At 62.8% G+C, this 24,642-nt stretch carries 33 protein-coding genes; 18 read left to right on the top strand and 15 right to left on the bottom strand.

Going from position 1 to position 24,642, the window contains the following annotated elements; all coding sequences use genetic code 11:
- Window positions 1–10: 10 nt before the first annotated feature.
- The 4 genes from C5J22_RS25465 to C5J22_RS25450 all read left to right on the top strand — a co-directional run bounded on the left by C5J22_RS25465 (window position 11) and on the right by C5J22_RS25450 (window position 2,933).
- Window positions 11–790, top strand: coding sequence for an ABC transporter substrate-binding protein (locus C5J22_RS25465; protein ID WP_105401311.1), 780 nt, complete (start codon window positions 11–13; stop codon window positions 788–790).
- A gap of 118 nt (window positions 791–908) precedes the next feature.
- Window positions 909–1,691 carry an ABC transporter permease gene (locus C5J22_RS25460; RefSeq protein WP_046637643.1) on the top strand — a complete coding sequence of 261 codons (783 nt, stop codon included), beginning with the start codon at window positions 909–911 and terminating at the stop codon, window positions 1,689–1,691.
- Complete coding sequence (locus C5J22_RS25455; protein WP_105440511.1) at window positions 1,688–2,518, top strand: ABC transporter permease; 831 nt, start codon at window positions 1,688–1,690, stop codon at window positions 2,516–2,518. Before C5J22_RS25460 ends, C5J22_RS25455 begins: the two co-directional genes overlap by 4 nt.
- A gap of 151 nt (window positions 2,519–2,669) precedes the next feature.
- Window positions 2,670–2,933, top strand: coding sequence for an usg protein (locus C5J22_RS25450; RefSeq protein ID WP_105440510.1), 264 nt, complete (start codon window positions 2,670–2,672; stop codon window positions 2,931–2,933).
- Between the two features lie 19 nt (window positions 2,934–2,952).
- Here the strand turns inward: C5J22_RS25450 and C5J22_RS25445 are convergent, their stop codons facing one another.
- Window positions 2,953–3,675 carry a DUF2270 domain-containing protein gene (locus tag C5J22_RS25445; RefSeq protein ID WP_105440509.1) on the bottom strand — a complete coding sequence of 241 codons (723 nt, stop codon included), beginning with the start codon at window positions 3,673–3,675 and terminating at the stop codon, window positions 2,953–2,955.
- 136 nt (window positions 3,676–3,811) lie between these two features.
- On the opposite strand from C5J22_RS25445, the gene C5J22_RS25440 reads away from it, so the two are divergent.
- From C5J22_RS25440 to C5J22_RS25420, 5 genes are all read left to right on the top strand, one after another.
- Window positions 3,812–4,633 carry a class I SAM-dependent methyltransferase gene (locus C5J22_RS25440; RefSeq protein WP_037082404.1) on the top strand — a complete coding sequence of 274 codons (822 nt, stop codon included), beginning with the start codon at window positions 3,812–3,814 and terminating at the stop codon, window positions 4,631–4,633.
- A gap of 152 nt (window positions 4,634–4,785) precedes the next feature.
- Window positions 4,786–5,340, top strand: coding sequence for a DinB family protein (locus tag C5J22_RS25435; RefSeq protein ID WP_105440508.1), 555 nt, complete (start codon window positions 4,786–4,788; stop codon window positions 5,338–5,340).
- 2 nt (window positions 5,341–5,342) lie between these two features.
- The gene (locus tag C5J22_RS25430) at window positions 5,343–5,753 is read left to right on the top strand and encodes a CopD family protein (protein ID WP_046630484.1); all 411 of its coding nucleotides are present in this window, start codon (window positions 5,343–5,345) and stop codon (window positions 5,751–5,753) included.
- 105 nt (window positions 5,754–5,858) lie between these two features.
- Window positions 5,859–6,758, top strand: a complete 900-nt coding sequence (locus C5J22_RS25425; protein ID WP_256386168.1) for an NAD(P)-dependent oxidoreductase — start codon at window positions 5,859–5,861, stop codon at window positions 6,756–6,758.
- 7 nt (window positions 6,759–6,765) lie between these two features.
- Window positions 6,766–7,455, top strand: coding sequence for a DNA alkylation repair protein (locus tag C5J22_RS25420; protein WP_105440506.1), 690 nt, complete (start codon window positions 6,766–6,768; stop codon window positions 7,453–7,455).
- Here C5J22_RS25420 and C5J22_RS25415 read toward each other — a convergent pair.
- The 5 genes from C5J22_RS25415 to C5J22_RS25395 form a co-directional block, all read right to left on the bottom strand.
- Entirely contained in the window at window positions 7,452–8,204 is a 753-nt protein-coding gene (locus C5J22_RS25415) for an AraC family transcriptional regulator (RefSeq protein ID WP_105440505.1), read from the bottom strand. The genes C5J22_RS25420 and C5J22_RS25415 overlap by 4 nt on opposite strands.
- A gap of 16 nt (window positions 8,205–8,220) precedes the next feature.
- Window positions 8,221–8,637 carry an ester cyclase gene (locus C5J22_RS25410; protein WP_105440504.1) on the bottom strand — a complete coding sequence of 139 codons (417 nt, stop codon included), beginning with the start codon at window positions 8,635–8,637 and terminating at the stop codon, window positions 8,221–8,223.
- Window positions 8,638–8,739: 102 nt separating this feature from the next.
- Window positions 8,740–9,228, bottom strand: coding sequence for an Lrp/AsnC family transcriptional regulator (locus tag C5J22_RS25405; protein WP_046637655.1), 489 nt, complete (start codon window positions 9,226–9,228; stop codon window positions 8,740–8,742).
- Between the two features lie 48 nt (window positions 9,229–9,276).
- Window positions 9,277–9,942 (bottom strand): uracil-DNA glycosylase family protein, encoded by a 666-nt coding sequence (locus C5J22_RS25400; RefSeq protein ID WP_105440503.1) that lies wholly within the window; start codon window positions 9,940–9,942, stop codon window positions 9,277–9,279.
- Window positions 9,939–10,505, bottom strand: coding sequence for a thermonuclease family protein (locus tag C5J22_RS25395; RefSeq protein WP_105440502.1), 567 nt, complete (start codon window positions 10,503–10,505; stop codon window positions 9,939–9,941). The genes C5J22_RS25400 and C5J22_RS25395 overlap by 4 nt, the downstream gene beginning before the upstream one ends.
- A 120-nt stretch (window positions 10,506–10,625) precedes the next feature.
- On the opposite strand from C5J22_RS25395, the gene C5J22_RS25390 reads away from it, so the two are divergent.
- The 5 genes from C5J22_RS25390 (at window position 10,626) to C5J22_RS25370 (ending at window position 13,361) form a co-directional block, all read left to right on the top strand.
- Window positions 10,626–12,161: a HAMP domain-containing sensor histidine kinase gene (locus C5J22_RS25390; RefSeq protein WP_105440501.1), complete on the top strand. Its 1,536-nt coding sequence runs from the start codon at window positions 10,626–10,628 to the stop codon at window positions 12,159–12,161.
- Between the two features lie 48 nt (window positions 12,162–12,209).
- Window positions 12,210–12,440, top strand: coding sequence for a hypothetical protein (locus tag C5J22_RS25385; protein WP_105440500.1), 231 nt, complete (start codon window positions 12,210–12,212; stop codon window positions 12,438–12,440).
- Entirely contained in the window at window positions 12,437–12,709 is a 273-nt protein-coding gene (locus tag C5J22_RS25380; protein ID WP_172746780.1) for a type II toxin-antitoxin system RelE/ParE family toxin, read from the top strand. The genes C5J22_RS25385 and C5J22_RS25380 overlap by 4 nt, the downstream gene beginning before the upstream one ends.
- 134 nt (window positions 12,710–12,843) lie before the next feature.
- Window positions 12,844–13,071 (top strand): hypothetical protein, encoded by a 228-nt coding sequence (locus C5J22_RS25375; protein WP_105440582.1) that lies wholly within the window; start codon window positions 12,844–12,846, stop codon window positions 13,069–13,071.
- Window positions 13,068–13,361, top strand: a complete 294-nt coding sequence (locus tag C5J22_RS25370) for a type II toxin-antitoxin system RelE/ParE family toxin (protein WP_172746779.1) — start codon at window positions 13,068–13,070, stop codon at window positions 13,359–13,361. Before C5J22_RS25375 ends, C5J22_RS25370 begins: the two co-directional genes overlap by 4 nt.
- Before the next feature lie 7 nt (window positions 13,362–13,368).
- Here C5J22_RS25370 and C5J22_RS25365 read toward each other — a convergent pair whose 3' ends face one another.
- Window positions 13,369–13,761, bottom strand: a complete 393-nt coding sequence (locus tag C5J22_RS25365) for a diacylglycerol kinase (RefSeq protein ID WP_105440497.1) — start codon at window positions 13,759–13,761, stop codon at window positions 13,369–13,371.
- 6 nt (window positions 13,762–13,767) lie between these two features.
- Complete coding sequence (gene cobT / locus C5J22_RS25360) at window positions 13,768–14,787, bottom strand: nicotinate-nucleotide--dimethylbenzimidazole phosphoribosyltransferase (protein ID WP_046669555.1); 1,020 nt, start codon at window positions 14,785–14,787, stop codon at window positions 13,768–13,770.
- A gap of 109 nt (window positions 14,788–14,896) precedes the next feature.
- On the opposite strand from cobT, the gene C5J22_RS25355 reads away from it, so the two are divergent.
- Genes C5J22_RS25355 through C5J22_RS25345 form a run of 3 tightly spaced genes read left to right on the top strand, consistent with a single transcriptional unit; the run spans window position 14,897 to window position 16,627 of the window.
- On the top strand, window positions 14,897–15,673 hold the full coding sequence (locus C5J22_RS25355) for an adenosylcobinamide-GDP ribazoletransferase (RefSeq protein WP_105440581.1): 777 nt from the start codon (window positions 14,897–14,899) through the stop codon (window positions 15,671–15,673).
- A 19-nt stretch (window positions 15,674–15,692) separates the two neighbouring features.
- Window positions 15,693–15,926 (top strand): DUF1289 domain-containing protein, encoded by a 234-nt coding sequence (locus tag C5J22_RS25350; RefSeq protein WP_105401294.1) that lies wholly within the window; start codon window positions 15,693–15,695, stop codon window positions 15,924–15,926.
- Complete coding sequence (locus tag C5J22_RS25345; protein ID WP_105440496.1) at window positions 15,923–16,627, top strand: TIGR02281 family clan AA aspartic protease; 705 nt, start codon at window positions 15,923–15,925, stop codon at window positions 16,625–16,627. The genes C5J22_RS25350 and C5J22_RS25345 overlap by 4 nt, the downstream gene beginning before the upstream one ends.
- A 2-nt stretch (window positions 16,628–16,629) precedes the next feature.
- Here C5J22_RS25345 and C5J22_RS25340 read toward each other — a convergent pair whose 3' ends face one another.
- Window positions 16,630–17,610: an AraC family transcriptional regulator gene (locus C5J22_RS25340; RefSeq protein ID WP_105440495.1), complete on the bottom strand. Its 981-nt coding sequence runs from the start codon at window positions 17,608–17,610 to the stop codon at window positions 16,630–16,632.
- A gap of 100 nt (window positions 17,611–17,710) precedes the next feature.
- Between C5J22_RS25340 and C5J22_RS25335 the strand changes: the two genes are divergently transcribed.
- Window positions 17,711–18,934: an MFS transporter gene (locus C5J22_RS25335; protein WP_245440539.1), complete on the top strand. Its 1,224-nt coding sequence runs from the start codon at window positions 17,711–17,713 to the stop codon at window positions 18,932–18,934.
- Between the two features lie 28 nt (window positions 18,935–18,962).
- Here the strand turns inward: C5J22_RS25335 and C5J22_RS25330 are convergent, their stop codons facing one another.
- From C5J22_RS25330 to C5J22_RS25305, 6 genes are all read right to left on the bottom strand, one after another.
- Entirely contained in the window at window positions 18,963–19,724 is a 762-nt protein-coding gene (locus tag C5J22_RS25330; protein WP_105416281.1) for an ABC transporter permease, read from the bottom strand.
- Window positions 19,721–20,659 carry an ABC transporter ATP-binding protein gene (locus C5J22_RS25325; protein WP_105440494.1) on the bottom strand — a complete coding sequence of 313 codons (939 nt, stop codon included), beginning with the start codon at window positions 20,657–20,659 and terminating at the stop codon, window positions 19,721–19,723. Before C5J22_RS25325 ends, C5J22_RS25330 begins: the two co-directional genes overlap by 4 nt.
- A 101-nt stretch (window positions 20,660–20,760) precedes the next feature.
- Window positions 20,761–21,600: a sulfite exporter TauE/SafE family protein gene (locus C5J22_RS25320; RefSeq protein ID WP_105440493.1), complete on the bottom strand. Its 840-nt coding sequence runs from the start codon at window positions 21,598–21,600 to the stop codon at window positions 20,761–20,763.
- A 520-nt stretch (window positions 21,601–22,120) separates the two neighbouring features.
- Window positions 22,121–22,444 carry an MmcQ/YjbR family DNA-binding protein gene (locus C5J22_RS25315; RefSeq protein ID WP_105440492.1) on the bottom strand — a complete coding sequence of 108 codons (324 nt, stop codon included), beginning with the start codon at window positions 22,442–22,444 and terminating at the stop codon, window positions 22,121–22,123.
- A 9-nt stretch (window positions 22,445–22,453) separates the two neighbouring features.
- A complete protein-coding gene (locus C5J22_RS25310; RefSeq protein WP_105440491.1) occupies window positions 22,454–23,902 on the bottom strand; it encodes an extensin family protein in 1,449 nt (482 codons plus the stop codon).
- 120 nt (window positions 23,903–24,022) lie between these two features.
- A complete protein-coding gene (locus C5J22_RS25305) occupies window positions 24,023–24,601 on the bottom strand; it encodes an NAD(P)H-dependent oxidoreductase (RefSeq protein WP_105440490.1) in 579 nt (192 codons plus the stop codon).
- Between the last annotated feature and the right edge of the window lie 41 nt (window positions 24,602–24,642).

Raw genomic sequence — 24,642 nt, 5'->3', positions numbered from 1 at the left:
GAGGATCAAAATGAACATCTCCACCCGATTCCTTGCTGCCGCCTCGATCGCCGCCCTGTCGCTTTTCGCTGGTTCGGCGATGGCTCAGGAGAAACTCGTGATCGGCACCGAAGGCGCCTACCCGCCCTTCAACAACCTGGAAGCCAACGGTCAGCTCACCGGTTTCGACGTCGATATCGCCAAGGCGCTCTGCGACGAGATGAAGGTCACCTGCACCTTCGTCACCAATGACTGGGACGGCATCATTCCGGCGCTGCAGTCGAAGAAATTCGATGCGATCATTGCTTCCATGTCGATCACCCCCGAGCGGAAGGAGCAGGTCACCTTCTCGAAGAAATACTACAACACGCCGCCGGCCATCGCCGTCCCGAAGGACTCGCCGATCAAGGAAGCGACCGCCGCCGGCCTCAAGGGCAAGACGATGGGCGCGCAGGGCTCCACCACCCATTCGAACTATGCCGAAAAGCATATGCCGGACTCGGAGCTGAAACTTTATCCGACCGCCGACGAATACAAGCTCGACATCACCAACGGCCGCATCGATGCCGTCATCGACGATGTCGTCGTGCTGTCGGAATGGGTCAAGTCGGATGCCGGCAAATGCTGCAAGATCCTCGGTACCCTGCCGATCGACGTCGAGATCAACGGCGAAGGTGCGGGCATTGCGGTCCGCAAGGGCGAAACGGCGCTTGCCGACAAGTTCTCGGCCGCCATCGTCGCGATCCGCGCCAACGGCAAGTACAAGGCCGTCAACGACAAGTATTTCGATTTCGACGCCTACGGCAAGTAATCGACCGGAGAACCCGGTTACCGCGCGGCGGGAGGCTTGCCCTCCGCCGTTTTTCTTTTTAATGGCGTAACACAAGACAAAAGCGGCACACAAAAAGGCCGCAGGGGAAAACGACCTTATGAGCGGATTCTTTTCCGCCCTCTTTTCGGCGCTGGATCCGCTTTGCGGGCCTGTCGGGCTTTTTTCACTCTTCGGTTCCGGTAGCATCGTTGCCTGCGGCGAGGCCGGCTGGGGCGACGAGATCGCCTTCGGCGTCAAGGTGACGATCACGCTCGCCCTCGCCACCCTGCCCGTCGGGCTGGTCATCGGCTTCCTGATCGCGCTGGCCGCACAGTCCGAGGACAAGCTGCTGAGGCTTGCCGCCGGCATCTACACGACGATCTTCCGCGGCCTGCCGGAACTGCTGACCCTGTTCATCGTCTATTACGGCCTGCAGATCCTCATCCAGGCTGTGCTCGCCTCCTTTGGATATGCCGGGCGCGTCGAGATCAACGCCTTCATTGCCGGCATGGCGGCGCTCGCCGTCGTCTTCTCCTCCTATTCCTCCGAGGTCATGCTGTCGGCCTTCAGGGCGATCCCGCGTGGCCAGTACGAGGCAGGCGATGCGCTCGGTCTCCACCGTTCGCGCACCATGCTTCTCGTCATCCTGCCGCAGCTCATCCGCATCGCACTGCCAGGCCTTACCAATCTCTGGCTGATCCTGCTCAAGGACACGTCCTATGTGTCGGTGATCGGGCTTGCCGATATTCTGCGCCAGACCGGCATTGCGGCGCGGGTCAGCAAGGAAGCCTTCTTCTTCTACGGCATCGCCTGCCTGCTCTATCTGATCCTCGCGATGATCTCGTCCGTCGGCCTCGGCTTCGTCGAGCGCTGGGCAAAACGTTCGGAGGGGCATCGATGAGCTACGTCAGGGAACTGATCCCGCCCCGCGCGCCTCCGGCCCTGATCGACAAACCGCTGGCGCCGGCGCGCATTGCCGGCATCGTCGTGCTGGTGGTGTGGGCGGCCCTTGCGATCGCGCTTGCCTTCATGATGATCAATGGCTGGAACGAGGACAAATTCCTGCGCTACGGCCCGCGCTACCTCCACGGCCTCTGGACCACCATCTCGCTGGTCGGTCTCGCCGTCGTCCTCGGTGCGGTCCTGTCGGCGCCGATCGCCTTTGCGCGGATGTCGAGTAACAAGGCGCTGAACGCCATCGCCTACGCCTATGTCTACGTGTTTCGAAGCACGCCGCTGCTCGCCCAGCTTTTCCTGATCTATTACGGGCTCGGCAGTTTCCGCCCGCAGCTCGAATCCGTCGGCCTCTGGTGGTTCTTTCGCGAGGCCTGGTATTGCGGTCTTTTTTCGCTGACGCTCAACACCGCCGCCTATCAGGCGGAGATCCTGCGCGGCGCGATCGAAAGCGTGCCGCGCGGCCAGCACGAGGGTGCGGCCGCACTCGGCCTTTCGAAACGCAACGCCTTCCGCAAGGTCATCCTGCCCCAGGCGCTGATCGTCGCACTGCGCCCCTACGGCAACGAGATCGTGCTTCTGATCAAGGGATCGGCCGTCGTCGCGATCGTCACCGTCTACGACCTGATGGGCGAGACGCGCTATGCCTTCTCCCGCACGTTCGACTACCAGAGCTATCTGTGGGCGGCGATCTTCTATCTCGCCATCGTCGAAGCGCTGCGGCACCTCTGGGCCTTCATCGAGGCGCGCCTGACGCGCCATCTGAAGCGTTAGCAGCACTCGGAAATCATAGCTGCTAACATACTGAAAATTATCACAAATGTGCTCTTAAGGCGCAATTGTAAAGCTTCGGTTAAACATGGCATGTTCTCCTATCGAATGACGCAACGACGTCGGTTCGAAACAACAAACGGGAACTGCTTGCATGTCTGATATGGAAATGATGCTGAAAGGCTACGGGCTGACGACCGCCCAGATCTTCTACCACCTGCCGGACCATCCGGCCCTGCTGCAAAGCTATGTCTGGCAGAACTACGACCTCGCCCCGGACTTCCCGGAGATGAACGGGTTTCTCAAATTCTGGCAGGAGAAGCTCGACGGGCCGCTGCATTCCGTCCGCTATGTCCATCGCAAGCTGATCTCGGCCAGCGAGTGGCGGGCCGTAAAGGGCGAGATCATCCTGCACTAGGAAACAGCGGCCTCGCGTTTCAGACGTGGACTTCGCCATGGGCGAATTCGCCGTCGTCCGGCTCGCGATGCAGGGCTGAGAAAATCACGGCGGCATAAAGGACCGCGACGAGCGCAATCACGCTCCATCCCGGCAACGGACCGAGCGCAGCGTTGTTGACCGCCTCCGACCATGAAAAGACGACATCCGCCTGCGTATCGTTGGGCAGGAGCTTTGGGGTCGAGATCTTCAGAAGCCACGCCATCAGCAGGATGGCATACATCCAGACGTAGTTGCGCCTCACCCGGCGAAACAGCGCCTCGCGATAACTGATCAGGAAACAGGGATTGCGCAGACTCGTGGCGATCGCCTGCGCCCAGTCGGGCTTGAGGTCCGCCTGCGGATAAAGCGCCTGCGCGAAATAATGGCGTTCCAGCTTGCGGACCCTTGCGCGGTAGACGTCGAAGAAGCGGTAGCGCCGCGCTTCGATCAGGAGAAGCAGCGAGATCAGCAGCATCGCAAACAGAACCACGCCGTGATGCGACGTCGGCGTCGACAGCGAGACCGACAGCAGCGCCGCCACCACCGTGATCGACCAGTTCGAGGTGCGGTCGATGCGGTCGCGCCAGCTGGTCATCCGCCCGAGTTCACCGCGGTAATAGTGGATGATCACATTGGCCTTTTCGGCGGAGGTCATCGGCAGCGACGGCGCGCGCCGCTCGACATTCTGCTCCAGCACGCTCTTGCCCTCATCGGCTGGCATGACCTTCTCCCGGAGTGGTTCTCAAAAAAGCCGTTCTGCTTTGACTTTTCAACGAATGAGCACCCGCCGCGTTCCCCTTGATGGACAAATGCCGGCCAGCGGCTTAAAGCCGCTTGCAAAAAGAAGGACGCTAGCCATGAAGAAGATCGACGAGGAAGCCCTGGCAGAGGCCTATAACCGCGCGCTGGCGCTGGAAAAGGCGGGCGATATCGACGCCGCCGTCAAGGCCTACGAGCAGGTGCTCGAACTCGATCCCGAGGACCACGGCGGTGCCGCGGTGCGCATCGCAGCCATGGGCCGCGGCGAGACGCCTCCCAAGGCGCCGGACGCCTATGTGGAAACCCTGTTCGACCAGCACGCCGAAAGCTTCGAGGACATTCTCGTCGAGCAGCTTGGCTATGCCGTGCCGGTGATCGTGCGCCAGCGCCTGCAGGAGCTGAAGCTCGGGCCGTTCAAGCGGATGCTCGATCTCGGCTGCGGCACGGGGCTGACCGGCGGCACGCTGCGCGACATGGTCGACGACATCACCGGCATCGACATTTCCGAGAACATGGTTGAAATCGCACACGAAAAGGATCTCTACGAGACGCTTTACGTGGCCGAAGTCGAGGATTTCCTCGAAGACAACGACGACGAGCCCTTTGACTTAGTAACCGCCACCGACGTGCTGCCCTATCTCGGCGCGCTGGAACCGCTGTTCTTCGGCGCGGCAGAAAACATGGCTCCCGGCGGCCTGTTCGTCTTCTCCTCCGAGACCCTGCCCGACGAGAGCTTTGCCGGCCGGCCCTACATCGTCGGCCCGCACCAACGTTTCGCCCATTCGGAAACCTATGTCCGAGAACGCCTCGCCGCCACCGGCTTCGAGCTTCTCGAAATCTCCGACATCAACGTGCGGATGCAGGACGGCAATCCGACGCCGGGCCATCTGGTGATCGCGCGGCTGATTGTAAAGTCGTGATCGCAGGTTGAGAGCGCAATGGCAATTCTCGGCGCCGTCACAGGTCGTGACAGGCGCCGACAGCGACCAAGTGAAATCATCCTAGTGTTCGCGAGCCATCTTCTCATCGTCCCTCTTCATCGATAGTTTGCCTCCGCAACGGAGGGATTCGGATGACGCCGCAGCGCTATCTTCTTGCCCAGGCCTATAACAACGCTTGGGCCAACCACCGGCTGCTGAAAGCCTGCGGAGAGCTTTCGCGCGAAGAGCTGGATGCGCCGCGGGTCAGCTTCTTCCCATCGATCATCCATACGCTCAACCATATCCTGACCGTCGACTGGCTCTATATCAGCGCGCTCGAAGGCGATTGCCTCGGTCCCGCCGCCTTCGACCCGGAGATTCCCTGTCCGCTCTTCGCCGATCTCGATCGCGAACAACGTGCCGCCGATCGCCGCCTCATCGATCACTGTCGAAGCTTGGATGAGAAAACGATCGCCGAGGACATCCACATTCCCCGGCGCACCTTCGTGCAGGTCGAACCTGCCGATCGGCTGCTGATGCATCTCTTCCAGCACCAGATCCATCATCGCGGCCAGGTTCACGCCATGCTGTCGGGAACCAGCGTTCAACCGCCGCAGCTCGACGAGTTCTTCTGCATGGGCGAAGACCAATTGAGACAACAGGATTTTGCCGAATTGGGCTTCACCGAAGCCATGATCTGGAGTTGACCATGCTGTATTTCGTTATCAAGGCCCTGCACATTCTTTCCGACTTCCTGCTGATCGGCGGCATGCTGATCAACGCTTTCGTCATCGGCATGGTGCCGCCGACCATCCGCACCGGCGTCATCTCGGCGCTCAGGAAATACGACCGCACCGTCACCACGGCCGCACTCGGCGGCGCCTGGCTTTTCGGCCTGTGGCTCGCCTTCGGCTACGGCTTCTATACTTCCGGCTGGTTCGGCTTCAAATTCCTGATCGTCCTCATGCTGTCGGCGCTGCACGGCATGCAGGGCGCCTGGATGCGCCGCATGGAGGCCGATCCGCATCTCGATCCTCCGGCCTTCGTGCGCGCCGGTCTGCCGATCGTCCTCGGCTCGGTCGTCGTCATTGTCGCGCTCGCGGTCATCAAGCCGTTCTGAGCCAATCCTTGGCAATTTTCAGTGTCCGGCCAACGGAACCGCCGATCGAAATCTGCGCTTTTCACCGAACTGCGCTTTTCCGAAGGTCCGCTTTGCTCTAATCCTCTGGCGACAAAATTCTGGAGGTTCAGCATGGCGAAAGTGGCATTCATCGGTCTCGGAGTGATGGGTTATCCCATGGCCGGGCATCTCAAGGTCAAGGGCGGCCATGACGTCACCGTCTATAACCGCACGGCTGCCAAGGCCGAGGACTGGGCGAAGAAGTTCGGCGGCAAGGCCGCCGCCACGCCTGCCGAAGCGGCCAGGGATGCCGATTTCGTGTTCGTCTGCGTCGGCAACGACGACGATCTCCGCTCGGTGACAATCACCGAGACCGGCGTTCTCGCCGGCATGAAAGCGGGCGCCATCCTGATCGACAATACGACCGCCAGCGCCGAAGTCGCCCGCGAGCTCGATGCCGCGGCCCGAGAAAAGGGCGTCGGCTTCATCGACGCACCGGTCTCCGGCGGCCAGGCGGGTGCCGAAAACGGCGTGCTCACCGTCATGTGCGGCGGTGACGAGGCGGTGTTCGAAAAGGCCAGGCCGGTGATCGACGCCTATGCCCGAATGGTCGGCCTCATGGGTCCGGCGGGCGCCGGCCAGCTCACCAAGATGATGAACCAGATCTGCATCGCCGGCCTCGTCCAGGGGCTGGCCGAATCGATCCATTTCGGCAATCAGGCCGGCCTCGACATCGAAAAGGTCATCGAGGTGATTTCCAAGGGTGCTGCCGGCTCCTGGCAGATGGAGAACCGCTACAAGACCATGAATGCCGGCAAATACGATTTCGGCTTTGCGGTCGACTGGATGCGCAAGGATCTCGATATCGTGCTGACCGAAGCCCGCCGCAACGGCGCCAAGCTGCCGGTCACGGCCCTCGTCGACCAATTCTACGGCGACGTGCAGGCGATGGGCGGCAAGCGCTGGGATACGTCCTCGCTGCTCGCACGGCTCGAAAAGAAATAGGCCGGCCATGATCGGCCCCTCCTCCGACGTCGCCGGGATCATCGCGCATCTCGAAACGCTGCGGTCGGAGGAGAACATCCTGGGGATGGCCCGTTTCGGCATTGTCACCGACAAGGCCATCGGCATTTCGAATCCCGACATGCAGAAGATCGCGCGGACGATCAAGCGCGACCACGGCCGGGCGCTGGACCTCTGGCGCACCAGCATCCGCGAAGCCCGCATGCTGGCGATCTATACCGCCGACCCCGCCGCGCTGACCCCGGCTGAGGCGCGCGGATGGGCGGAGGACTTTGCCTCCTGGGAAATCGTCGATACCGCAGCCGACCTTTTGACCGAGACGCCGTTCTGGCAGCAACTCGTTGCGGATTTCGCGGAGGACGACCGGGAGTTCGTCCGCCGCACCGCGTTCGCGATGATCGCCGGCGCCGCCGTGCACCGCAAACAGGAGCCGGACGATACCTTCGTCGCCTATCTGCCGCTGATCGAGGCGCATTGCGCCGATCCGCGCAATTTCGTCAGGAAGGCGGTGAACTGGGCACTCCGCAATATCGGCAAGCGCAACCGAACCTGCCACGCCCCCGCGCTGGCACTCGCCGAAAAGCTCGCCGCCTCGCCGGACAAGACCGCCCGCTGGATCGGCAAGGATGCCGCGAAGGAATTGTCGGGCGAGAAGCTTCTGGCGCGACTGAAGGCTTAGCCGGCTTTACCCATCCGGTATTGCCGCGGCGTCGCACCCGCAAAGGTCCGAAACACCTTGATGAAGGAACTCGTGCTTTCGAACCCGCAGGCGAGGCCGATTTCCGTGATCGGCTCCCGGCCGGCGAGCAGCATCTCCTTTGCCCTCACCATCCGTGCCCGATGCCGGAAATCGCGAAAACTCATGCCGAGCTCCGCATCGAATTTTCGTGCCAACGTCCGTTCCGAAAAACGGGCAGCCTCCGCAAGGGAACCAAAATCAAGATCCCGGTCGAGATGTTCCAGCATCCGCTCGACGGCGACCGCCATGCCCGGCGACTGCGGTTTCGGCAACCACGTCTCGTCCTCCTCCGCGGCCAGATCCCCCGCGACGGATGCGAGCGCCTTGAAAAAGGCATTCGCGGTTTCGTCGCGTGAGGGGCGCCCGGCATCCCAACGCGTGACATGCAGGATCATCTGCCGCGCCAGATCGGAAAGGCCGAAGACCCGGCAGACCGGCAGCGGCGCATCGAATTCGCTATCGCCGAACAGGACAGAGGACGCCGTGGCCAGCCCCTTGCTGCGCACCGCGATTACCGTTCCCCTTGCGATCAGCGCCGCCCTTTGCGGTGGCAGCATCCAGCGGCGGTCGCCGATATCGAGAATGAAGGTGCCGGTCGAGGCGTAAAGCAGGTAATCGGCATCGAAGGCCCGTTCGATTTCGAACGGCTCGTCGAACACCCGATGATAGGCATGAGAAATCGTCGCCATCGCTGCCGGACTTGCCCTATGCCGCCTGCTGTCCCTGCATCTGCTTTAGCAGTTCGGCGGTGTCGAGCAATGCGGAATGATGGACGATCTTGCCGTCCTTCAGGACGAAGCTCCGGTAGGCGCGCACGCGGATGGGATTGCCGGAGGGTTCCACGCCCTTGAAAGCCGCCTGGTGCGTGCCGCGCAATGTCAGCTCGCACATGACGCCATCGTCCTCGGCGGCCATCCGCTCGATCGTCCAGACAGCATCCGGCATGATCCGCTTCTGCACCGCCACCATGGCGCAATGCCCTTCCGAACTGGCCGGCGAATAGGCGGCCTCTTGATAATCGGCCGCGAAAAAATTCCCGAAGCGCCCGATCAGGCCACGGTTCCAGATCTCTTCGATATATCCGCGGATGATCGCCTTATTGGCCTTGGCCTGGTCTTGCATGTCGAGCTCCGTCTGTTTCGATGAAGCCCAGATAATACAAAACGGGCCGTATCAACTCGGCCCGCCCTGCCAGAAAATGATCCCGATCCGCCAATCAGCCGATCACTCCTCGCCTGATTTCTGGTTGTCCAGCGTCATGTAGTCGAGCGGCAGTTCGGTCGTGTACTTGATCTGCTCCATCGCAAAGACCGACGAAACGTCGCGGATTTCGATCTTGGCGATCAGGCGCTTGTAGAAGGCGTCATAGGCGCCGATGTCCGGCACGACGACGCGCAGCAGGTAATCGACGTCGCCGCTCATGCGGTAGAATTCGACCACTTCCGGGAAATCGACGACGACTTCCGAGAACCGCTTCAGCCATTCGATCGAGTGGCTGGCAGTGCGGATCGAGACGAACACCGTGACCTTGGTATTGACCTTGACCGGATCGAGTAGCGCCACGCGGCGACGGATGACGCCATCCTCTTCCATCTTCTGGATGCGGCGCCAGCAAGGCGTGGTCGACAGGCCGACCTTCTTCGCGAGGTCCGCGACGGCGAGAGTGGAATCTTCCTGTAGAATGCGCAGTATCTTACGGTCGAGGCGGTCCATCAGAGTCCTTTCGAAATGATTTTTCGTTATACACCGAATTCGCGGCAGTTAACCGAAATTTGTTTCTCGTATCAAGCTATCCACATGCTGTCGCAGCACCGGCAGCAGATCCGCCTCGAACCACGGATTCTTTTTGAGCCAGCCGGTATTGCGCCAGCTCGGATGCGGCAGCGGCAGGATCCTCGGCCCCTGGTTGGCGAACACATAGTCTCGCCAGTTCTCTACCGTTTCCGTCATGCCCTTGCGTCGCCGGTTCCCCAGATGCCAGCCTTGAGCATAGCCGCCGACGGCTAGAACCAGTTCGATCTGCGGCATGGCGGCGATTACCCTGGCGCGCCAGAACGGCGCGCATTCGAGCCGCGGCGGCAGGTCGCTGCCCTTGGCATCATAGCCAGGAAAACAGAAGCCCATCGGCACGATCGCAAACTTCTGCGAATCGTAAAACTCTTCACGGGTCACCGCCATCCAGTCGCGCAGGCGGTTGCCGGAAGCGTCGTTGAACGGCAGCCCGCTCTCGTGCACCCGAAGCCCAGGCGCCTGGCCGGCGATCAGCACCCTCGCGGTCTTCGACAGCACGGCGACCGGCCGCGGCTCATGCGGCAGCCGATTGCCCTCGCCTTTCGCGGGCGCGTCGCGACAGATGCGACAGGCAGCGATTGCGCCGGTCAGACCGCCGATATCCTCCTCGCCGTCGGCGATGTCATCCCTGTTCATTGCCAGCCTGTCACCCGTTTCATCCAATCCCAAAATGCCTCCAACAGGCTGAAATCGTCCATCATGCCGCGGCTGGCGCGCCAGTTGCGCGGGCTTTCGAACGGGCCGGCCCACAGCCCCAGCCGTTCGCGCCGCGCTGCCACCTGTTCCCGTGCATAACGCCCGGAGGCGACCGCGAGGCCTTGCCGCACCAGCGTGCCGTTGACGCTCGTGGCGCCCGAACGGCAGCGCACCAGGAGCCGGCGATATTTGTCGCGCTCGCGACCGAGGCACTCCGTCTCACCGCCTGCGACGAGCCGTATCAGCAGCCGTCTCGCCTCTTCCCCGCAGGGCCATTGCCGGCCGCGGCCGTCTTCGCAGGTCTGGTCGAGCTCCGGCGCATCCATGCCCTGCAGCCGCAGGCGCTCGCCGCCCACCGCCAGCGTGTCGCCGTCGATCACATGGAACGGGCCGTGCACGGTGCTGTCGGCTGCCTCGTCCAGCTTGGCGGCGATCAGCACCAGAAGGATGAAGAAGGCCGCGAGAACCGCGCCATCGCGAAAAACCCTGAACGTTCGAGCCACAATCCAGCCTTATTGGAAAACGGAAGCTTCAGGAAAATGGCAAACAAAACCTTTCCCGGCAGTACTCTCTTAAGGATTTGGCCATACTCTCTCAACACCCGGGGTATCAGTTCAGTGGCCATGAGTAGCGGCGTCAGCACATCGACCGACAAGAACATCGTTGATCGCTCGCGCGGCCACCGTAACAAGGCTGTGTCGAAAGCCGTTCGCGCCACCCGGGAACGCCTGCAATCCAGCTCGCAGGGCAATCAGGTCTTCGACCGCGACATGATCGCCATGCACGTCAATGCCGTGCTGCAGAGCGCATCGGTCATGCCGATCTTCATCGTCGTGGTGACGGCGATCGGCATCTACCTCAATCCGAACGCCAATCTCTTTGCCTGGGCGCTGCTGATGTTCAGCGTCCATGCGATCAACGTGCTGCTCGCCCGCCGTGCGAGCCGCGCGGACATCGCCTCGACCGAGGTCCAGAAATGGCGCCGCAGGCTGCTCGCAGCACAGGTGATCGTCGGCGCCGGCTGGGCACTGTTTGCGCTTCAGAACTGCAATGCCTGTTCCGGCGACAGCTATTATTTCTACAAGGGCGCCGTCCTCCTCTTTGCGATCTCGATCACCGCGATGAGCAGTTTCATGCTGCGGCTCGGCGTGCTATTCGGTTTCCTGCCGATGATCCTGGCGCTGCTCGCCACCGCCATCCTGTCGCGCAATGTGCTCGATATCGGCATGACGGCGATTTGCGCCACCGCGGTCGTCTTCTTCCACTATATCGCCGACCGGCTCTATCGCTCCAACCTGACGCTGATGTCCTATCAGTCCGAAAAGGACGACCTGATCGCAGAGCTGGAAGTGGCCAAATCCATGTCGGACGAGGCCCGCCGCCGGGCCGAGGAAGCGAACCTCGCCAAGTCCCGGTTCCTCGCCTCCATGTCGCACGAGCTGCGCACGCCCCTCAACGCCATCCTCGGCTTCTCCGAAGTCATGAGCTCGGAGGTCCTGGGGCCGCTCGCCAATCCGACCTACAAGGAATATGCCGGCGACATCCACCGTTCCGGCCAGCATCTCCTCAACCTGATCAACGAGATCCTCGATCTGTCGCGCATCGAGGCTGGCCGTTACGACCTTGCCGAAGAATCACTGTCGCTGCTGGAAATCGCCGAGGATTGCATCGGCATGGTGCAGCTGCGCGCGAGCGCCAAGAACATCTCGATCAGCCAGCAGTTCGAACCCCATCTGCCGCAGGTCTGGGTGGATGAAAAATCGATGCGCCAGGTTCTCCTGAACCTGCTTTCGAACGCCGTCAAATTCACGCCCCAGGGTGGCGAGGTTACCGTCAAGGTCGGCTGGACCGCAGGCGGCGGCCAGTATGTGGCGATCAAGGACAACGGACCCGGCATTCCGGAAGAGGAAATCCCGGTCGTGCTGTCGGCCTTCGGCCAGGGCTCGATTGCCATCAAGAGCGCCGAACAGGGCACAGGCCTCGGCCTGCCGATCGTCCAGGCGATCCTTGCCAAGCACGACGGCCAGTTCATCCTGCGCTCCAAGCTGCGCGAAGGCACCGAAGCGATCGCCATCCTGCCCGCGACGCGCGTCCTGCAGAGCGTGCCGGCCGTCGCCGACGCACAGACGGTTGCCCGCCGCCGCAAGAGCTTCGCCTGAGGCGAGCAGGCTCTTTTGCACCGTCTGGTTTCAGTGCATAATGCGACCATGACCAAACTTCTCGACCGCGCCATTGAAGCAGCTAAGGAGCTCCCTGCCGAAATGCAGGATGAGATCGCCGCGATTCTTCTGAGCTTCATGGGCGAAGATGACGGAGAGGCCTATCAGCTTACGCCGGAGGAAGAGGCCGACCTGGAAGAGGCTGACCGGGAGATTGAGCGCGGAGAGATCGCGACGGAAGAGGAAGTCCGCGCGATGTGGGCCAAATACCGCCTGTGAAGCTTCGTTATACGACCAGAGCGCTCCGCGAAGTCGACGAGGCGATCTCCTATATCGGCAACCATTCTCCACAAGGTGCAGACAACGTCGCGGCGCGTATCCGCGAAGCATTGACGTTCTTGAGCGAGCAGCCGTTCGCGGGCAGCGTCACCTCGCGAAAAAACACCCGCCGCTTTTTTCTCAAACCCTATCCTTACACGGTCTATTACCGGGTTGGTGCTGATGAAATCATCATTCAGCGCTTCCGCCACACATCTCGCAAAAGTTAGTAATGGCTAATCGTCACCGCGCTAAACACGTAGAGCGTGGCCCGCCGTTGCCGACCGTCGCCCGCCGCCGCAAGAGCCTCGCCTGAAGCGAGCGGCCTCTTTTGCACCGGCTGGTTTCGGTGCATTATGCGGCCATGACCGAACTCCTCGACCGCGCCATCGAAGCAGCCAAGGAACTCCCTGCCGAAATGCAGGATGAGATCGCCCGTATCATGCTTAGGCTCGTGGGCAAAGACGAGCCGGTGCATCAGCTCACTCCCGAGGAGGAAGCCAGTTTCGCCAAATCACTGGACCAGGCCGCTCGGCGTGAATTTGCGCCAACCGAGCGAGTTCAGGCCATCTGGTCGAAATACGCGCAGTGACGATCCGCTTCACCCCTGAAGCCGCCGTCGAACTTGAGGATGTCCTCAGCTATCTAGCCGCTCATTCACCGGAAGGCGCCTGCAATGTGGGCGCGCGGATTCAGCAGGTTTTGAGCAATCTCTCGGAGTATCCGCTGACCGGTATGCGCACCAGCCTTGAACCGATGCGGCGGGTGGCAGTGACGCCTTACCCATATCTCATATTTTATCTGCCCGGCGATGATGAGATCATTGTGGTCGGCATACGCCACGCGGCACGCGATCCATCCTCGATGCCGGATCAACTGTAACGGGCGGTTATCCCCACAAGCTCCCGGCCACCACATAAACCACGAAAAACCCGTTGGCGCAGAGCAGGCAGAACACCGCGAACGAGCCGAGATCCTTGGCGTGGCGGCCGACGGTGGAGATTTCCGGGGAGATGCGGTCGACCAGTTCCTCGATCGCGGTGTTCAGCGATTCGACCGCAAACAGCACCAGCATCAGGATGGCCAGGACGAAATAGTCGAGAGCGCCGGCGCCGACGATCGCAAACACCACGATGGCCGCCGCGCTGGCGACCACCTCGTGGCGAAAGGCTTCCTCCTGCCACAGGCGCACCAGCCCCTGCATCGAATAACGGAAGGCCGCGATCACCCGGCGGATGCCGGTCGCCCTTTCGATATTGCTGTCGAGCGGTGTCTTTTCCATCAGGGCTCAGTGGCTCTTGTTGCTGACGCCGGCCTGCTCGAATGTCGCCATGCCGGAATGGCAGGCGGCGGCGGCTTTGACGATGCCGGCCGCAAGTGCCGCGCCGGTGCCCTCGCCGAGCCGCATACCGAGCGCCAGGAGCGGCGTCTTGCCAAGCCTTTCGATCGCACGCAGATGTCCCGGTTCGCCGGAGACGTGGCCGATCAGGCAATGGTCGAGTGCCGCCGGATTAGCAGCCTTGAGGATCGATGCCGCTGCCGTCACCACGTAACCGTCGAGCAGGACCGGGATCTTCTCGACGCGCGCGGCCAGGATGGCGCCGGCGATGGCAGCGATCTCGCGGCCGCCGAGGCGGCGCAGGATTTCCAGCGGATCGCTCAGGTGGTCCTTGTGGAATTCGACGGCAGCTTTCACCGCCGCGATCTTGCGTTCCATGAATTCGCCATGCGAACCGGTGCCGGGACCGACCCAGTCCTCCGCCTCGCCGCCATAAAGCGCGAGGTTGATGGCGGCAGCGATCGTCGTATTGCCGATGCCCATTTCGCCGATGCAGAGAAGGTCGGTGCCGCCAGCGATCGCCTCCATGCCGAAGGCCATGGTCGCGGCGCAGTCGCGCTCGGACAGGGCTGCCTCGCTGGTGATGTCGCCGGTCGGGTAGTCGAGCGCCAGATCGAAGATTTTCAGGCCGAGGTCATGGGTGACGCAGATCTGGTTGATCGCCGCGCCGCCAGCTGCGAAATTCTCGACCATCTGCTGAGTGACGGATGACGGGAACGGTGTCACGCCGTGGCGGGTAACGCCGTGATTGCCGGCAAAGATCGCCACAAGCGGCCGATTGACGGCCGGTGCTCGGCCCGTCCAGGCGGCAAGCCAGAAGGCGATTTCCTCAAGCCGGCCGAGTGCGCCCGGCGGCTTGGTGAGCTGCGCGTCGCGCTCGCGCGCGGCAACCAGCGCCCGCGGGTCCGGCCCGGGGAGGTTCTGCAGCAGGACACGGAAATCATCGAAAGGCAGGCCGCTCACGCTCATGAAAGTCTCTCTTGTATCTCGGTCTCGCATATCGGCGGGAAAACTTGTCTTTTCCCGCAAATCGCGCTTGTGTGCGCAAACTCATAGTCGGGTCGAGACGGAGGAACAACTGCCAAACGCAACGGAATTCATCGCGGATCTCGCCCGATCGGTCGGGTTCCTCAGCCGTGTGCCGGTCCCGGATCGGTTCTTCCGCGGCCATGACGGCACGATTTCGCGGGCCGTGCGGGCCTTTCCCGTCGCCGGGCTGATCGTCGCGGCCCTGCCCGCGCTCGTTCTCCTCCTCCTGCAGTCCGGCGATCCGCTGCTCGTCAGCCTGCTTTCGCTTGCCGCGCTGACGGTTCTGACCGGCGCGCTCCACGAGGACGGTCTTGCGGATGCGGCGGATGGTCTCGGCGGCGGGCGCGACAAGGACCACGCGCTTCTGATCATGAAGGACAGCCGCATCGGCGCTTATGGCGTCGTGGCGCTGGTGCTGTCTTTTGCCCTGCGAGCCTCGGCGCTTGCCGCACTGTTCCGCTTGGATGCGGTCACGGCGGCGCTCGCCGTGCTTGCCGTTGCCGCCGTCAGCCGCGCGGTGATGGTCGCCCATTGGCGCGCGTTGCCGTCGGCGCGGGAAAACGGCGTCGCTGCCGGTGCCGGCTTTCCGGAGGATGGCGCCCGCAATATCGCGCTGTTTACCGGTGCCGCCATCGCGCTCGTCCTTCTCGTCCCGGTTCTCGGCCTGCCGAAGGCTCTACTGTCGCTGATCGTTGCGGCACTCGCGGGGTTCGGCTTCACCCGTTTCGTGCGCCGCAAACTCGGCGGCCATACGGGCGATACGATCGGCGCTACTCAACAATTGAGCGAGATCGCCATGCTCGCCACTCTTGCTCTTGCCGCCTGAAACCCCGATATACTGACGCATGATTTCGCCCTGTACCCTTGTCTGCTCGATCGACCTCAAGACCGGCTATTGCTTCGGCTGCGGACGGACCCGCGACGAGATCGCCGCCTGGATGGACTATACGGATATCGAGCGCCGTGCGCTGATGGAAGCCTTGCCCGCACGGCTCGAAACCGTGGAGCGAAAGCCAAGGCGGGAGACGCGCCGGCAGCTTTTGGCGCAGCGGAAAACCAAGGAACGCGATACGGCATGAACGCGCTGACCGGCATCCTCATCGTCCTCGGCATCGGCCTGGCGTTCCTGATCCTCAACCACGATGCCGGGCAGACCTTCGGCATCGACAACAGCGATTTCGGCCAGATCCTCTACCTCCTGCCGATCGCCGGCCTGCTCGCCGCGGGGATTCTCGCCGGCCGGCGCGGCAATGCCGGCGAGGTGCTGCGCAACATCGCCCTCTGGCTGCTGATCATCCTCGCGCTGGTCACCGCCTATCTCTACCGCGCCGACGCCCGCAATATTGCCGCCCGGGTGACCGCGAGCCTGCTGCCCGGAACGGCCGTGATTTCGACGACGAGCGAAGGTCTCAACGAAGTCATCATTCACAAGACCCGGGGCAGCCATTTCCAGACCAATGTCAGGGTCCAGGGCAAGGTCCTGCCGATGCTGGTCGATACCGGCGCCAGCACCGTCGTGCTTTCCTACGACGATGCCCGCGCCATCGGCCTCAATCCGCAGAGCCTCGATTTTTCAGTGAGCGTGATGACCGCCAACGGCCGGGCCATGGCAGCGCCCGTCCGCCTCAACGAGATCTCCATCGGCCCGATCGTGCGCAAAAACGTCCGGGCGATGGTGGCGGAAGACGGACGGCTCGGCGAAAGCCTGCTCGGCATGAGCTTCCTCTCCACCCTCGGCTCCCTGCAGATGCAGACCGACGAGCTCAGGCTCCGGGACTGACGTCAGCCGAAATCCCGGATGCCCCCGCCCTCGCCGCCATTCTTCCGGAAGTGACTCGGCGGCGTGCCGATGATGCGTTTGAAGGCGCGGCTGAAGGAGGCCTCGGCATCGTAGCCGAGCCGTTCCGCGACCGTCGCAACGCGTTCGCCGTCGCGCAGCCATTGCCGCGCCTGGTGCATGCGCACCCGCGCCACGTAGCGTGCCGGCGTTTCGCCGACCACGCGCAGAAACCGTTCGGCGAAACCCGACCGGGAAGCGCCCATCAGCCGGGCAAGCGAGGCTATGTTCCAGTCGCGGTCGGGCTGAAGATGAATGGCGGCCAGCACCCGGCCGACCTCGGGATTGCGCACCGCGGCAATCCAGCCGGTCGTGTCGCCGCAGCCATGTTCGACCCAGGTGCGGATCAGCGTCGCGGTCAGCACGTCGGCGAGCCGTGCGAGAATGCCGCCGGCGCCGACGCGGTCCATGTCCACCTCGCGCGCCATGGCGTCGAGAAGATGCGGGATCGACGGCTCATTCCTGGCGAGATCGCTGGTCAGCATTGTCTCGGGCATCAGTTGCAGCAGCGGATGCAGCTTGTCGATGTTGAAGCGCATCGAGGCGGTCAGCGCCACGGTGCCGCCGCAGGCATCGGCGCATTGCACGTCGAACACTCCCTGGCAGACTTCCTTGCGCCCGAACCGGTCGAAGGGCAGCGGCGTCAGGCCCGGGAGGCTTGCGATCACATGTGCATCGCCGCGCGGCAGCAGGGCCGCATCGCCAGGCCGCAGTTGCAGCCATTCTCCCGACGGCGTCTGCAGCCATGCGTTGCCGGACGAAATGAAATGGAACCGTGCCGCCTCCTGCGCCGGGAAGGAGGTCGCCCAGGGTTCGGCGAGCCGGCAGCGCCCGTATTCGACGCCGTCGAGCCTTAACCCGCGCAACATCTCGGTGAGCGGATCGGAGACGTCTAATGGCGTTTCTTTGGACGAACGGTCAAGCATATCGGATTTTCTAGCATGGAAAGTACAGGCTGTCACGCCTAAGTCTGGTCCATCCTCCCGGTGCGGTCTTCCGTGCCACCTCCCAAGACAGGACATGACCATGACTGACAGCACTTTCGAAGAGGACGATGTCGTGCGCGATACATCGTCCCCGAACACATCGGCCAAGGCCCGGTGGGACGCGGTCATCGCACTCACCCTCGGCGTCTTCGGCCTCGTGACGGCAGAGTTCCTGCCGGCGAGCCTGCTCACGCCCATCTCCGCAGATCTCGGCATCAGTCCCGGCGTCGCCGGCCAGACGGTGACGGTGACCGCCGTCGTCGCAGCATTCGCCGGCCCCGCTGTCGTGATCGGCACCCGCAGCTTCAACCGGCGCTGGACGCTGTTCGGGCTGACCGCCCTTCTCATCCTCTCCTGCGCACTGGCGGCCCTTGCCAACGGCCTGACCGTACTGCTCGTGTCGCGCGTCCTGCTCGGCGTCGGGCTCGGCGGCTTCTGGGCCATGGCCGGGGCGCTTGCCATGCGGCTCGTGCCGATGAACCACCTGCCGCGCGCCATGGCGATGATCTTCACCGGCGTTTCGGTGGCCACCGTCATGGCGGCACCGCTCGGCGCCTATATCGGCTCCACCCTCGGCTGGCGGGCGGCCTTCGTGCTCGCCGGCGCGGTCGGCGTGCTGGCGCTGCTGGCGCAGGCCGTTACCGTCCCTTCGCTGCCGCCTGCCGGCCATGCCGGGCTCGGCACGCTGGCAGAGGTCCTCAAGCGGCCGAAGATCCGGGTCGGGCTCATCGCGACGCTGCTCATCGTCGCCGGCCATTTCGCGGGCTTCACCTATATCCGCCCCTATCTGGAGGACGTTCCGCGGCTTGACGTTGAGATGGTCTCGCTCGTCCTGCTCGCCTATGGCATCGGCGGTTTCTTCGGCAATATCGCCGGGGGCATGATCACCGAACGCAGTTCCACGCTTGGGGTCGTCTTCGCCTCCGGCCTGATTGCCGTGTCCGCCGTGTTCCTCGTTACCCTCGGGGCCTCGACGGCGGCAGCAGCGGTTGCCATCACGCTCTGGGGTTTTGCCTTCGGCGCCCTGCCGGTCAGCATACAGAGCTACATCACCCGGGCCGCACCCGACGAAGCGGAAAGCGCCGGCGCCCTGCTGCTGACGACCTTCCAGATCGCCATATCCAGCGGTGCCGTGCTCGGCGGCCTGCTGATCGACGCGCAGGGACCGCTCGGCGTCATGACCTTCCTCGGCATCGCATCCATCCTCGGTGCATCGGTGATGGTCATGCGCGGAGGACGCCAGGTCCAGCTCAGCCAGGGCTGAGCCCGCTTCAAACCGTTATCGGCTGCGGTCAGTTGCGCAGCCGATAACCCGTCTTGAAGATCCAGCCGAGGATCGACAGGCAGATCACCAGGAACAGGCCGATCATGCCGAGGCTGATCATCGGATTGACGTCGGCGATCTCGTAGAAACTCCAGCGGAAGCCCGAGACGAGATAGAGGACCGGATTGAAATGGCTGACCGTCTGCCAGAAGGGCGGCAGCATGTTGATCGAATAGAAGCTGCCGCCGAGGAATGTCAGCGGCGGCACGACCAGCATCGGGATGATGTTGAGCTGTTCGAAATTCTTCGCCCATATGCCGATGATGAAGCCGAACATGCTGAAGGTGATCGCCGTCAGCACCAGGAAAAGCACCATCATGAACGGATGTGCGATCCGGATTTCGACGAAGAAGGAGGCGGTGGCGAGGATGATCGCGCCGATGATCAGCCCCTTGGTCGCGGCCGCACCGACATAACCGATGATGATCTCGGTCATCGCCACGGGTGCGGAGAGAATCTCGTAGATCGTGCCGGTGAATTTCGGGAAATAGATGCCGATCGACCCGTTGCTGATGCATTGCGTCAAAAGCGTCAGCATGATCAGGCCGGGCGTGATGAACGACCCGTAAGAGACCCCCTCGACCGTCTGGATGCGCGAACCGATCGCGGTGCCGAAGACGATGAAATAGAGCGAGGTGGTGATGACCGGCGAGATGACGCTCTGCAGCAGGGTGCGCTGCAATCGAGCCATCTCGAAGACATAGATCGACTTGATCGCTTCGAAATTCATGCGTCTTCTCCGACTTTCTGTCCCACCAGCGCCACGAAAATGTCCTCGAGCGAGCTCTGCCGCGTGGAAAGATCCCGGAAATGGATGTCTTGCGCGGCAAGCGTCGACAGCAGCGAGGCGATCGTGCCCTGCCCTTCCTCGCCCTGGTATTCGTGGACCAGTGCCGTTCCGTCTTCCGAAAGCGTCAGGTTGTAGGCGCTCAGGCTTTCAGGCAGCGCCTTCAGAGGCTCCGACAGTTCGAGCCGGAGTTGCTTGCGGCCGAGCTTCTTCATCAGCGCCGCTTTTTCTTCGATCAGCAGCAGCTTGCCGCCGTTGATGACGCCCACCCGGTCGGCGATTTCTTCCGCCTCCTCGATATAGTGGGTGGTCAAGATGATGGTGACGCCGCTTGCGCGCAGCTTCTCGACAAGCTGCCACATCTCCCGGCGCAGGTTGACGTCGACGCCAGCGGTCGGCTCGTCGAGGAAAAGGATTTTCGGCTCATGGGCGAGCGCCTTGGCGATCATCACCCGCCGCTTCATGCCACCCGAAAGCTCGCGCAGCATGCTGTCCTTCTTGCTCCACAGCGACAGTTCCTTGAGGATGCTTTCGACCAGCGCCGGATTCGGCTTTTTGCCATAAACGCCGCGGGAAAAGTTCACCGTGTTCCAGACCGTCTCGAACATGTCTGTCGTCAGTTCCTGCGGCACCAGCCCGATCTGCGAACGCGTCTGGCGGAAGTCCCTGATGACGTCGTGGCCGCCGACCAGCACCTTGCCGGTCGAAGGATTGACGAGACCGCAGATGATCGAGATCAGCGTCGTCTTGCCGGCGCCGTTCGGGCCGAGAAGCGCGAGGATCTCGCCTTCCTCGATCTCCAGGTCGACGCCCTTAAGCGCCTGGAACCCGTTCTCGTAGGTCTTGGTGAGTTTATCTATGGAAACAACGGAGGCCATGCGGGACGGTCTTCTCAAGGAATCGATTTGCGGGATGCGCCGCGAATATAGGCACGCAAACCTCCGAAACCATCCCTTGGGGAAGAATATTGCTGACGGTTTCAGAGGATAATCGACATGAAGAACTGCGCCGAGATGACGATCAGGAAGATGCCGAAGCCGATTTCGAGCTGCCGCTTCGACATCACATGCGCAAGCCTCACACCGATCGGCGCCATGTAGAGCGTCACCGGGATCAGCAGCGCCACGGCCAGCCAGTTGATATAACCGGTCGAGAACGGCGGCAGGCCGGGCTTCCCCCAGCCGCTCCAGACGTAACCGGCGAGCCCCGGCAGCGAAATCAGCACGCCGACGCCCGAGGAGGTCGCCACTCCCTGATGGATCGAACGGCCGTAGAGGGTCATGAACGTGTTGTTGAGGATGCCGCCGCCGATGCCCATCAGGCCGGACAGTATGCCGATGCCGGTGCCGACCAGGAATTTGACGGGATTGCCCGGCAGGTCGTCGCCAAGCTTCCAGCTGGCGCGATTGAAGATCATCCGGAAGGCGAGCACCAGCGCGATGACCGCGAAGATCAGCTGCAGTTCCGCGCTGGTCGCCTTGGCGGCGATAACGGTTGCAACCAGCGTGCCGAGGGGCACCGCGACGATCCAGCCCTTGAGCAGATCGGTATCGACCGCGCCGCGCTGCCGGTGCGCCATATAGGAGCGGATCGAGGTGGGCACGATGATCGCCAGCGACGTGCCGAGCGCCAGCTGCATGCGCACGTCTTCCGGAACGCCGAGCAGCCCGAAAACATGAAAGAAGATCGGCACCAGGATCGCACCGCCGCCGATTCCGAACATGCCGGCGAGAATTCCAGCGACCGCGCCGCCGGCCAGAAGCGCCAGGATGAAGGGAAAAAGCGCTGCGATCGACAAATTCGGTCTCCGGTCCGACATCGGGTCGGAAGAAGGAGACACATCCACTGCCGCTGTCATTTTCCCGTGACGTTCTTACAGCATTGTCCCCACCAGGCAAGCAACGGTCCCGCCTTTTACGCCGCACGTAACCTCTCGCGCGACCGTCATGACCAGAGCGTTTCAGTCCTTTTCATTTCCGCTTGCCGCATGTGTACTGTTTTCAAGTATAAGTTCTTGCGTAACCGGAAGCACGGCTCCTCCCCGCGAGCCCCACCTCCACCCTCGCCGGCTCCCTGAGCCGGCTTTCTTTTTTGAAGGGTGGTTCAAGCCGACCCGGTTCAGGTGCTTGAGTGAGACCCGGCGCGCTATGGGCTTGGTCAGCGCGCCGGGTCCCGTTGCCGCAGTAGGGGTAAGGCCGCGGGGGGCGGACTGCGGCGTCGTCACTCTTGCGTCGCCGCCGCTTATGGTTCCAGTTTCGTTGCCGGATATGGTTTATGGACGATTAATGTCCACAGGTTAACCGCAGCCCCCTGTCTCGGGTGTATCGGGCCGGGGCAGTTCAGGCGCGGCGTTTGCCGGGAAGCGCATGCCGCCACGCCGTTTCCAGCGCGTCGCGGAGATCCGGCTCTTCGAATTCCGAGAGAATCGCCGTCGTCCATCCCTGACGGCCCCAGGCGTTCTGGACCGGCGAAAAGGCGTTCGGCAGCACCTCGCATTTGATCTGCTGCTCGTCCGGCGTGAACTTGAAATTCGCGGTCAGGCCATCGGCCGCCAGCGTCACGTAGATGCGCCTGACCTTGAACGCCGCCCTGTCGAAATGCGGCGCTTCGGAGGTTCCTTCCAGGGAACGGGCCAGATTGCGGAGCATGTCGGCATTGGCCATCGTCGAACCTCAGTTGCAGTAGCGCTTGCCGCTCCTGCGGGAGCGCAGGTCGAAGTGAAAATGGTTCCAGTGTTCCGCATTGCTGCCGGGACCGAGCACGGTGTTGAAATATTTGCAGCTGTCGTTGCGCACCGCCTTCAGGAGACCACCTTCGCGCATCGAGAACAGGCCCTTCTTGCGTACGTCGATCTCGTGGCCGTCCTTCAGCACGATCTGGCCGATGTCGATGGCGTTGCCCTTGGCATGCTCGGACATCGGGTTGTTGCGCTGGTTGCTGTTGTTCATCCGGCGGCAGGAATAACCGCCCATCGGCACGATCTTCTGGATGCCGGTGAGATAGCGGTAACGGGCGGAAGGGGCGAGCTCGTTCCTGACCCATTTGGCAAAGGCGAGCGTCGTCTGGCAGTTCAGCGTGACCGCCGGCTTGACGTCGATATTGCCGGACAGGCCGGAGAGCTTTACCGGATAAGGCACCCTGCAGCTCGGGCCTGCGTCGATGGGCGGCCGGTCGTCGAATTCGACGCCGAGGCGCTTCAGTTCCGCGCGGCAGCTCACCTCCGACCGCGGCATCACATCGCGCTGCCAGGGCATGTCGCGCTGGCTCATCGGGCCGCTGTCGTTCATCGGATTGTTGGGCCGCAGCATCGCCACTTGCTGGTTGCCGGCAGGCGCCCTGCTTGGCGGGATGACGCGCGACCCATCGCTCCACGTCATCTCGTTGTTCGTCAGGTCGCCCTGCAGGCCGGCGCCCTGGCGTTTCGGCGGCACGAGCACGCGGTCGTCGTTCATTGGTTGCGAGATCGGCTGGCGGCGTGGCTGCAGCGCACGCGGATTGTCGGTGCCGATGCCGTCGACGACGGGCTGGTCGCCGACACCTTCGGCGATATCGGAATCCTCCTCCTCGGCAAGTCCCGTCACGTCGCTCTCGTCGGGACCGAAACCGAGTTCGGCGTCGATGTTGACGCCCCCTTCCGGAATGGTCATCGGTCCGGCATTGCGGGTCGTGTTGCGGCCTCCAACGGATGCCTGCTGCTGCATCGCCTCGTCGCTGTCGATCATCGGCAGGCGGCCCTGGCGGGCGCCGGATGGCTGCTGCGCCATGGGTGCGTTCAAGGGCGCATTCTGGGGCGCGGACTGCACCTGGGCCGGTGCCCGCAGGTAATGGCTGCCGTCATTGGCGCTGGAACCCGGATAGGCCGAATTGGGATAACCGGTGCCGGCGAGGTTTGGCGTGTTCGCGTAATCGACGCCGCTTGCCTGCGAAACCGGGGCCGGGCTCGTCGGATAGGCCTGCTGGGAAACCCGCTCGCCCGGGATGTCGCGCATCGGCTGGATCGCCCCGACCCGGCCATTGTCGATCGGCGCGGGCGGAACGAGATCCCCGGCGGAACAGGCAGCCAGCATTGTCAGGATGATCAGCGAGCCGATCACCCGCCGAGAAAGGGGAGCATACGCCATACCAGTTGCCACTCTTCCGGTGCCGAAATGACACACACAGGGAGTTTAGGCAAAGTCGGTAAATGAACCTTTGAGAAATCAAGGCCCTTTCGTGACCTTTCGATGCAATTTGCGATCGTTTCAGGACGCTCGCCTTCCCGTGGCCGCCATTCTGGCGACCCATTTCGCGCCATCGAAATTCCCGGCATTGACCTTGCCCACCAAAGTCGCCCGTACCGGCCGGATGCCGGCGAAATGCAGGATGCCCACTTTCAGCGCCTTCAGGCTATGGCAGCCGTAGACGACCCTGTAGTACCAGGCGGGCATGCCCATGGTGATCACCACCCGCGCCGACTTGCCGCTGAGAAGGCCGCTGTCGAACGGTCCCCGCGAGGTATCGTAGGCAAAGCCCGGCCGCGCCACCTGTTCCAGGAACGCCTTGACCAGCGCCGGCATGCAGCCGAGCCAGAGCGGATAGACGAAGACAAGGTGATCCGCCCGCCTGATCTTCACCTGCGCGTCGAGAATCGGCGGGCTGAGCGTCCCGTGTTGCTGTTCCTTCTGCGAGGTCAGGAACGGCACGCCGATGCGGGCGAGTTCGATGCGTTCGACCGTATGCCCTCCGGCCTCGGCTCCCCTGGCATAGGCGTCGGCCAGCGCATGACAGAGATGCGGCTCCGAGGCGTCCGGGTGTCCCTGGATGATCACGATCCTCGTCATCATATTCTCCGTTGAAGGTGCCCCAGCGTTAGGGACAACGG

It is taken from the genome of Neorhizobium sp. T25_13, from assembly GCF_002968675.1.
Classification (GTDB): Bacteria; Pseudomonadota; Alphaproteobacteria; order Rhizobiales; family Rhizobiaceae; genus Neorhizobium; species Neorhizobium tomejilense.
Note: the sequence above shows the minus strand (reverse complement) of the source record. Positions and strands in the feature narration are given on the sequence as shown.

Coding starts and splice junctions, on each gene's coding strand:
- C5J22_RS25465 (WP_105401311.1), top strand. CDS start 11: ATGAACATCTCCACCCGATTCCTTGCTGCCGCCTCGATCGCCGCCCTG.
- C5J22_RS25460 (WP_046637643.1), top strand. CDS start 909: ATGAGCGGATTCTTTTCCGCCCTCTTTTCGGCGCTGGATCCGCTTTGC.
- C5J22_RS25455 (WP_105440511.1), top strand. CDS start 1,688: ATGAGCTACGTCAGGGAACTGATCCCGCCCCGCGCGCCTCCGGCCCTG.
- C5J22_RS25450 (WP_105440510.1), top strand. CDS start 2,670: ATGTCTGATATGGAAATGATGCTGAAAGGCTACGGGCTGACGACCGCC.
- C5J22_RS25445 (WP_105440509.1), bottom strand. CDS start 3,675: ATGCCAGCCGATGAGGGCAAGAGCGTGCTGGAGCAGAATGTCGAGCGG.
- C5J22_RS25440 (WP_037082404.1), top strand. CDS start 3,812: ATGAAGAAGATCGACGAGGAAGCCCTGGCAGAGGCCTATAACCGCGCG.
- C5J22_RS25435 (WP_105440508.1), top strand. CDS start 4,786: ATGACGCCGCAGCGCTATCTTCTTGCCCAGGCCTATAACAACGCTTGG.
- C5J22_RS25430 (WP_046630484.1), top strand. CDS start 5,343: ATGCTGTATTTCGTTATCAAGGCCCTGCACATTCTTTCCGACTTCCTG.
- C5J22_RS25420 (WP_105440506.1), top strand. CDS start 6,766: ATGATCGGCCCCTCCTCCGACGTCGCCGGGATCATCGCGCATCTCGAA.
- C5J22_RS25415 (WP_105440505.1), bottom strand. CDS start 8,204: ATGGCGACGATTTCTCATGCCTATCATCGGGTGTTCGACGAGCCGTTC.
- C5J22_RS25410 (WP_105440504.1), bottom strand. CDS start 8,637: ATGCAAGACCAGGCCAAGGCCAATAAGGCGATCATCCGCGGATATATC.
- C5J22_RS25405 (WP_046637655.1), bottom strand. CDS start 9,228: ATGGACCGCCTCGACCGTAAGATACTGCGCATTCTACAGGAAGATTCC.
- C5J22_RS25400 (WP_105440503.1), bottom strand. CDS start 9,942: ATGAACAGGGATGACATCGCCGACGGCGAGGAGGATATCGGCGGTCTG.
- C5J22_RS25390 (WP_105440501.1), top strand. CDS start 10,626: ATGAGTAGCGGCGTCAGCACATCGACCGACAAGAACATCGTTGATCGC.
- C5J22_RS25385 (WP_105440500.1), top strand. CDS start 12,210: ATGACCAAACTTCTCGACCGCGCCATTGAAGCAGCTAAGGAGCTCCCT.
- C5J22_RS25375 (WP_105440582.1), top strand. CDS start 12,844: ATGACCGAACTCCTCGACCGCGCCATCGAAGCAGCCAAGGAACTCCCT.
- C5J22_RS25365 (WP_105440497.1), bottom strand. CDS start 13,761: ATGGAAAAGACACCGCTCGACAGCAATATCGAAAGGGCGACCGGCATC.
- cobT (WP_046669555.1), bottom strand. CDS start 14,787: ATGAGCGTGAGCGGCCTGCCTTTCGATGATTTCCGTGTCCTGCTGCAG.
- C5J22_RS25350 (WP_105401294.1), top strand. CDS start 15,693: ATGATTTCGCCCTGTACCCTTGTCTGCTCGATCGACCTCAAGACCGGC.
- C5J22_RS25345 (WP_105440496.1), top strand. CDS start 15,923: ATGAACGCGCTGACCGGCATCCTCATCGTCCTCGGCATCGGCCTGGCG.
- C5J22_RS25340 (WP_105440495.1), bottom strand. CDS start 17,610: ATGCTTGACCGTTCGTCCAAAGAAACGCCATTAGACGTCTCCGATCCG.
- C5J22_RS25335 (WP_245440539.1), top strand. CDS start 17,711: ATGACTGACAGCACTTTCGAAGAGGACGATGTCGTGCGCGATACATCG.
- C5J22_RS25330 (WP_105416281.1), bottom strand. CDS start 19,724: ATGAATTTCGAAGCGATCAAGTCGATCTATGTCTTCGAGATGGCTCGA.
- C5J22_RS25325 (WP_105440494.1), bottom strand. CDS start 20,659: ATGGCCTCCGTTGTTTCCATAGATAAACTCACCAAGACCTACGAGAAC.
- C5J22_RS25320 (WP_105440493.1), bottom strand. CDS start 21,600: ATGTCGGACCGGAGACCGAATTTGTCGATCGCAGCGCTTTTTCCCTTC.
- C5J22_RS25315 (WP_105440492.1), bottom strand. CDS start 22,444: ATGGCCAATGCCGACATGCTCCGCAATCTGGCCCGTTCCCTGGAAGGA.
- C5J22_RS25310 (WP_105440491.1), bottom strand. CDS start 23,902: ATGGCGTATGCTCCCCTTTCTCGGCGGGTGATCGGCTCGCTGATCATC.
- C5J22_RS25305 (WP_105440490.1), bottom strand. CDS start 24,601: ATGACGAGGATCGTGATCATCCAGGGACACCCGGACGCCTCGGAGCCG.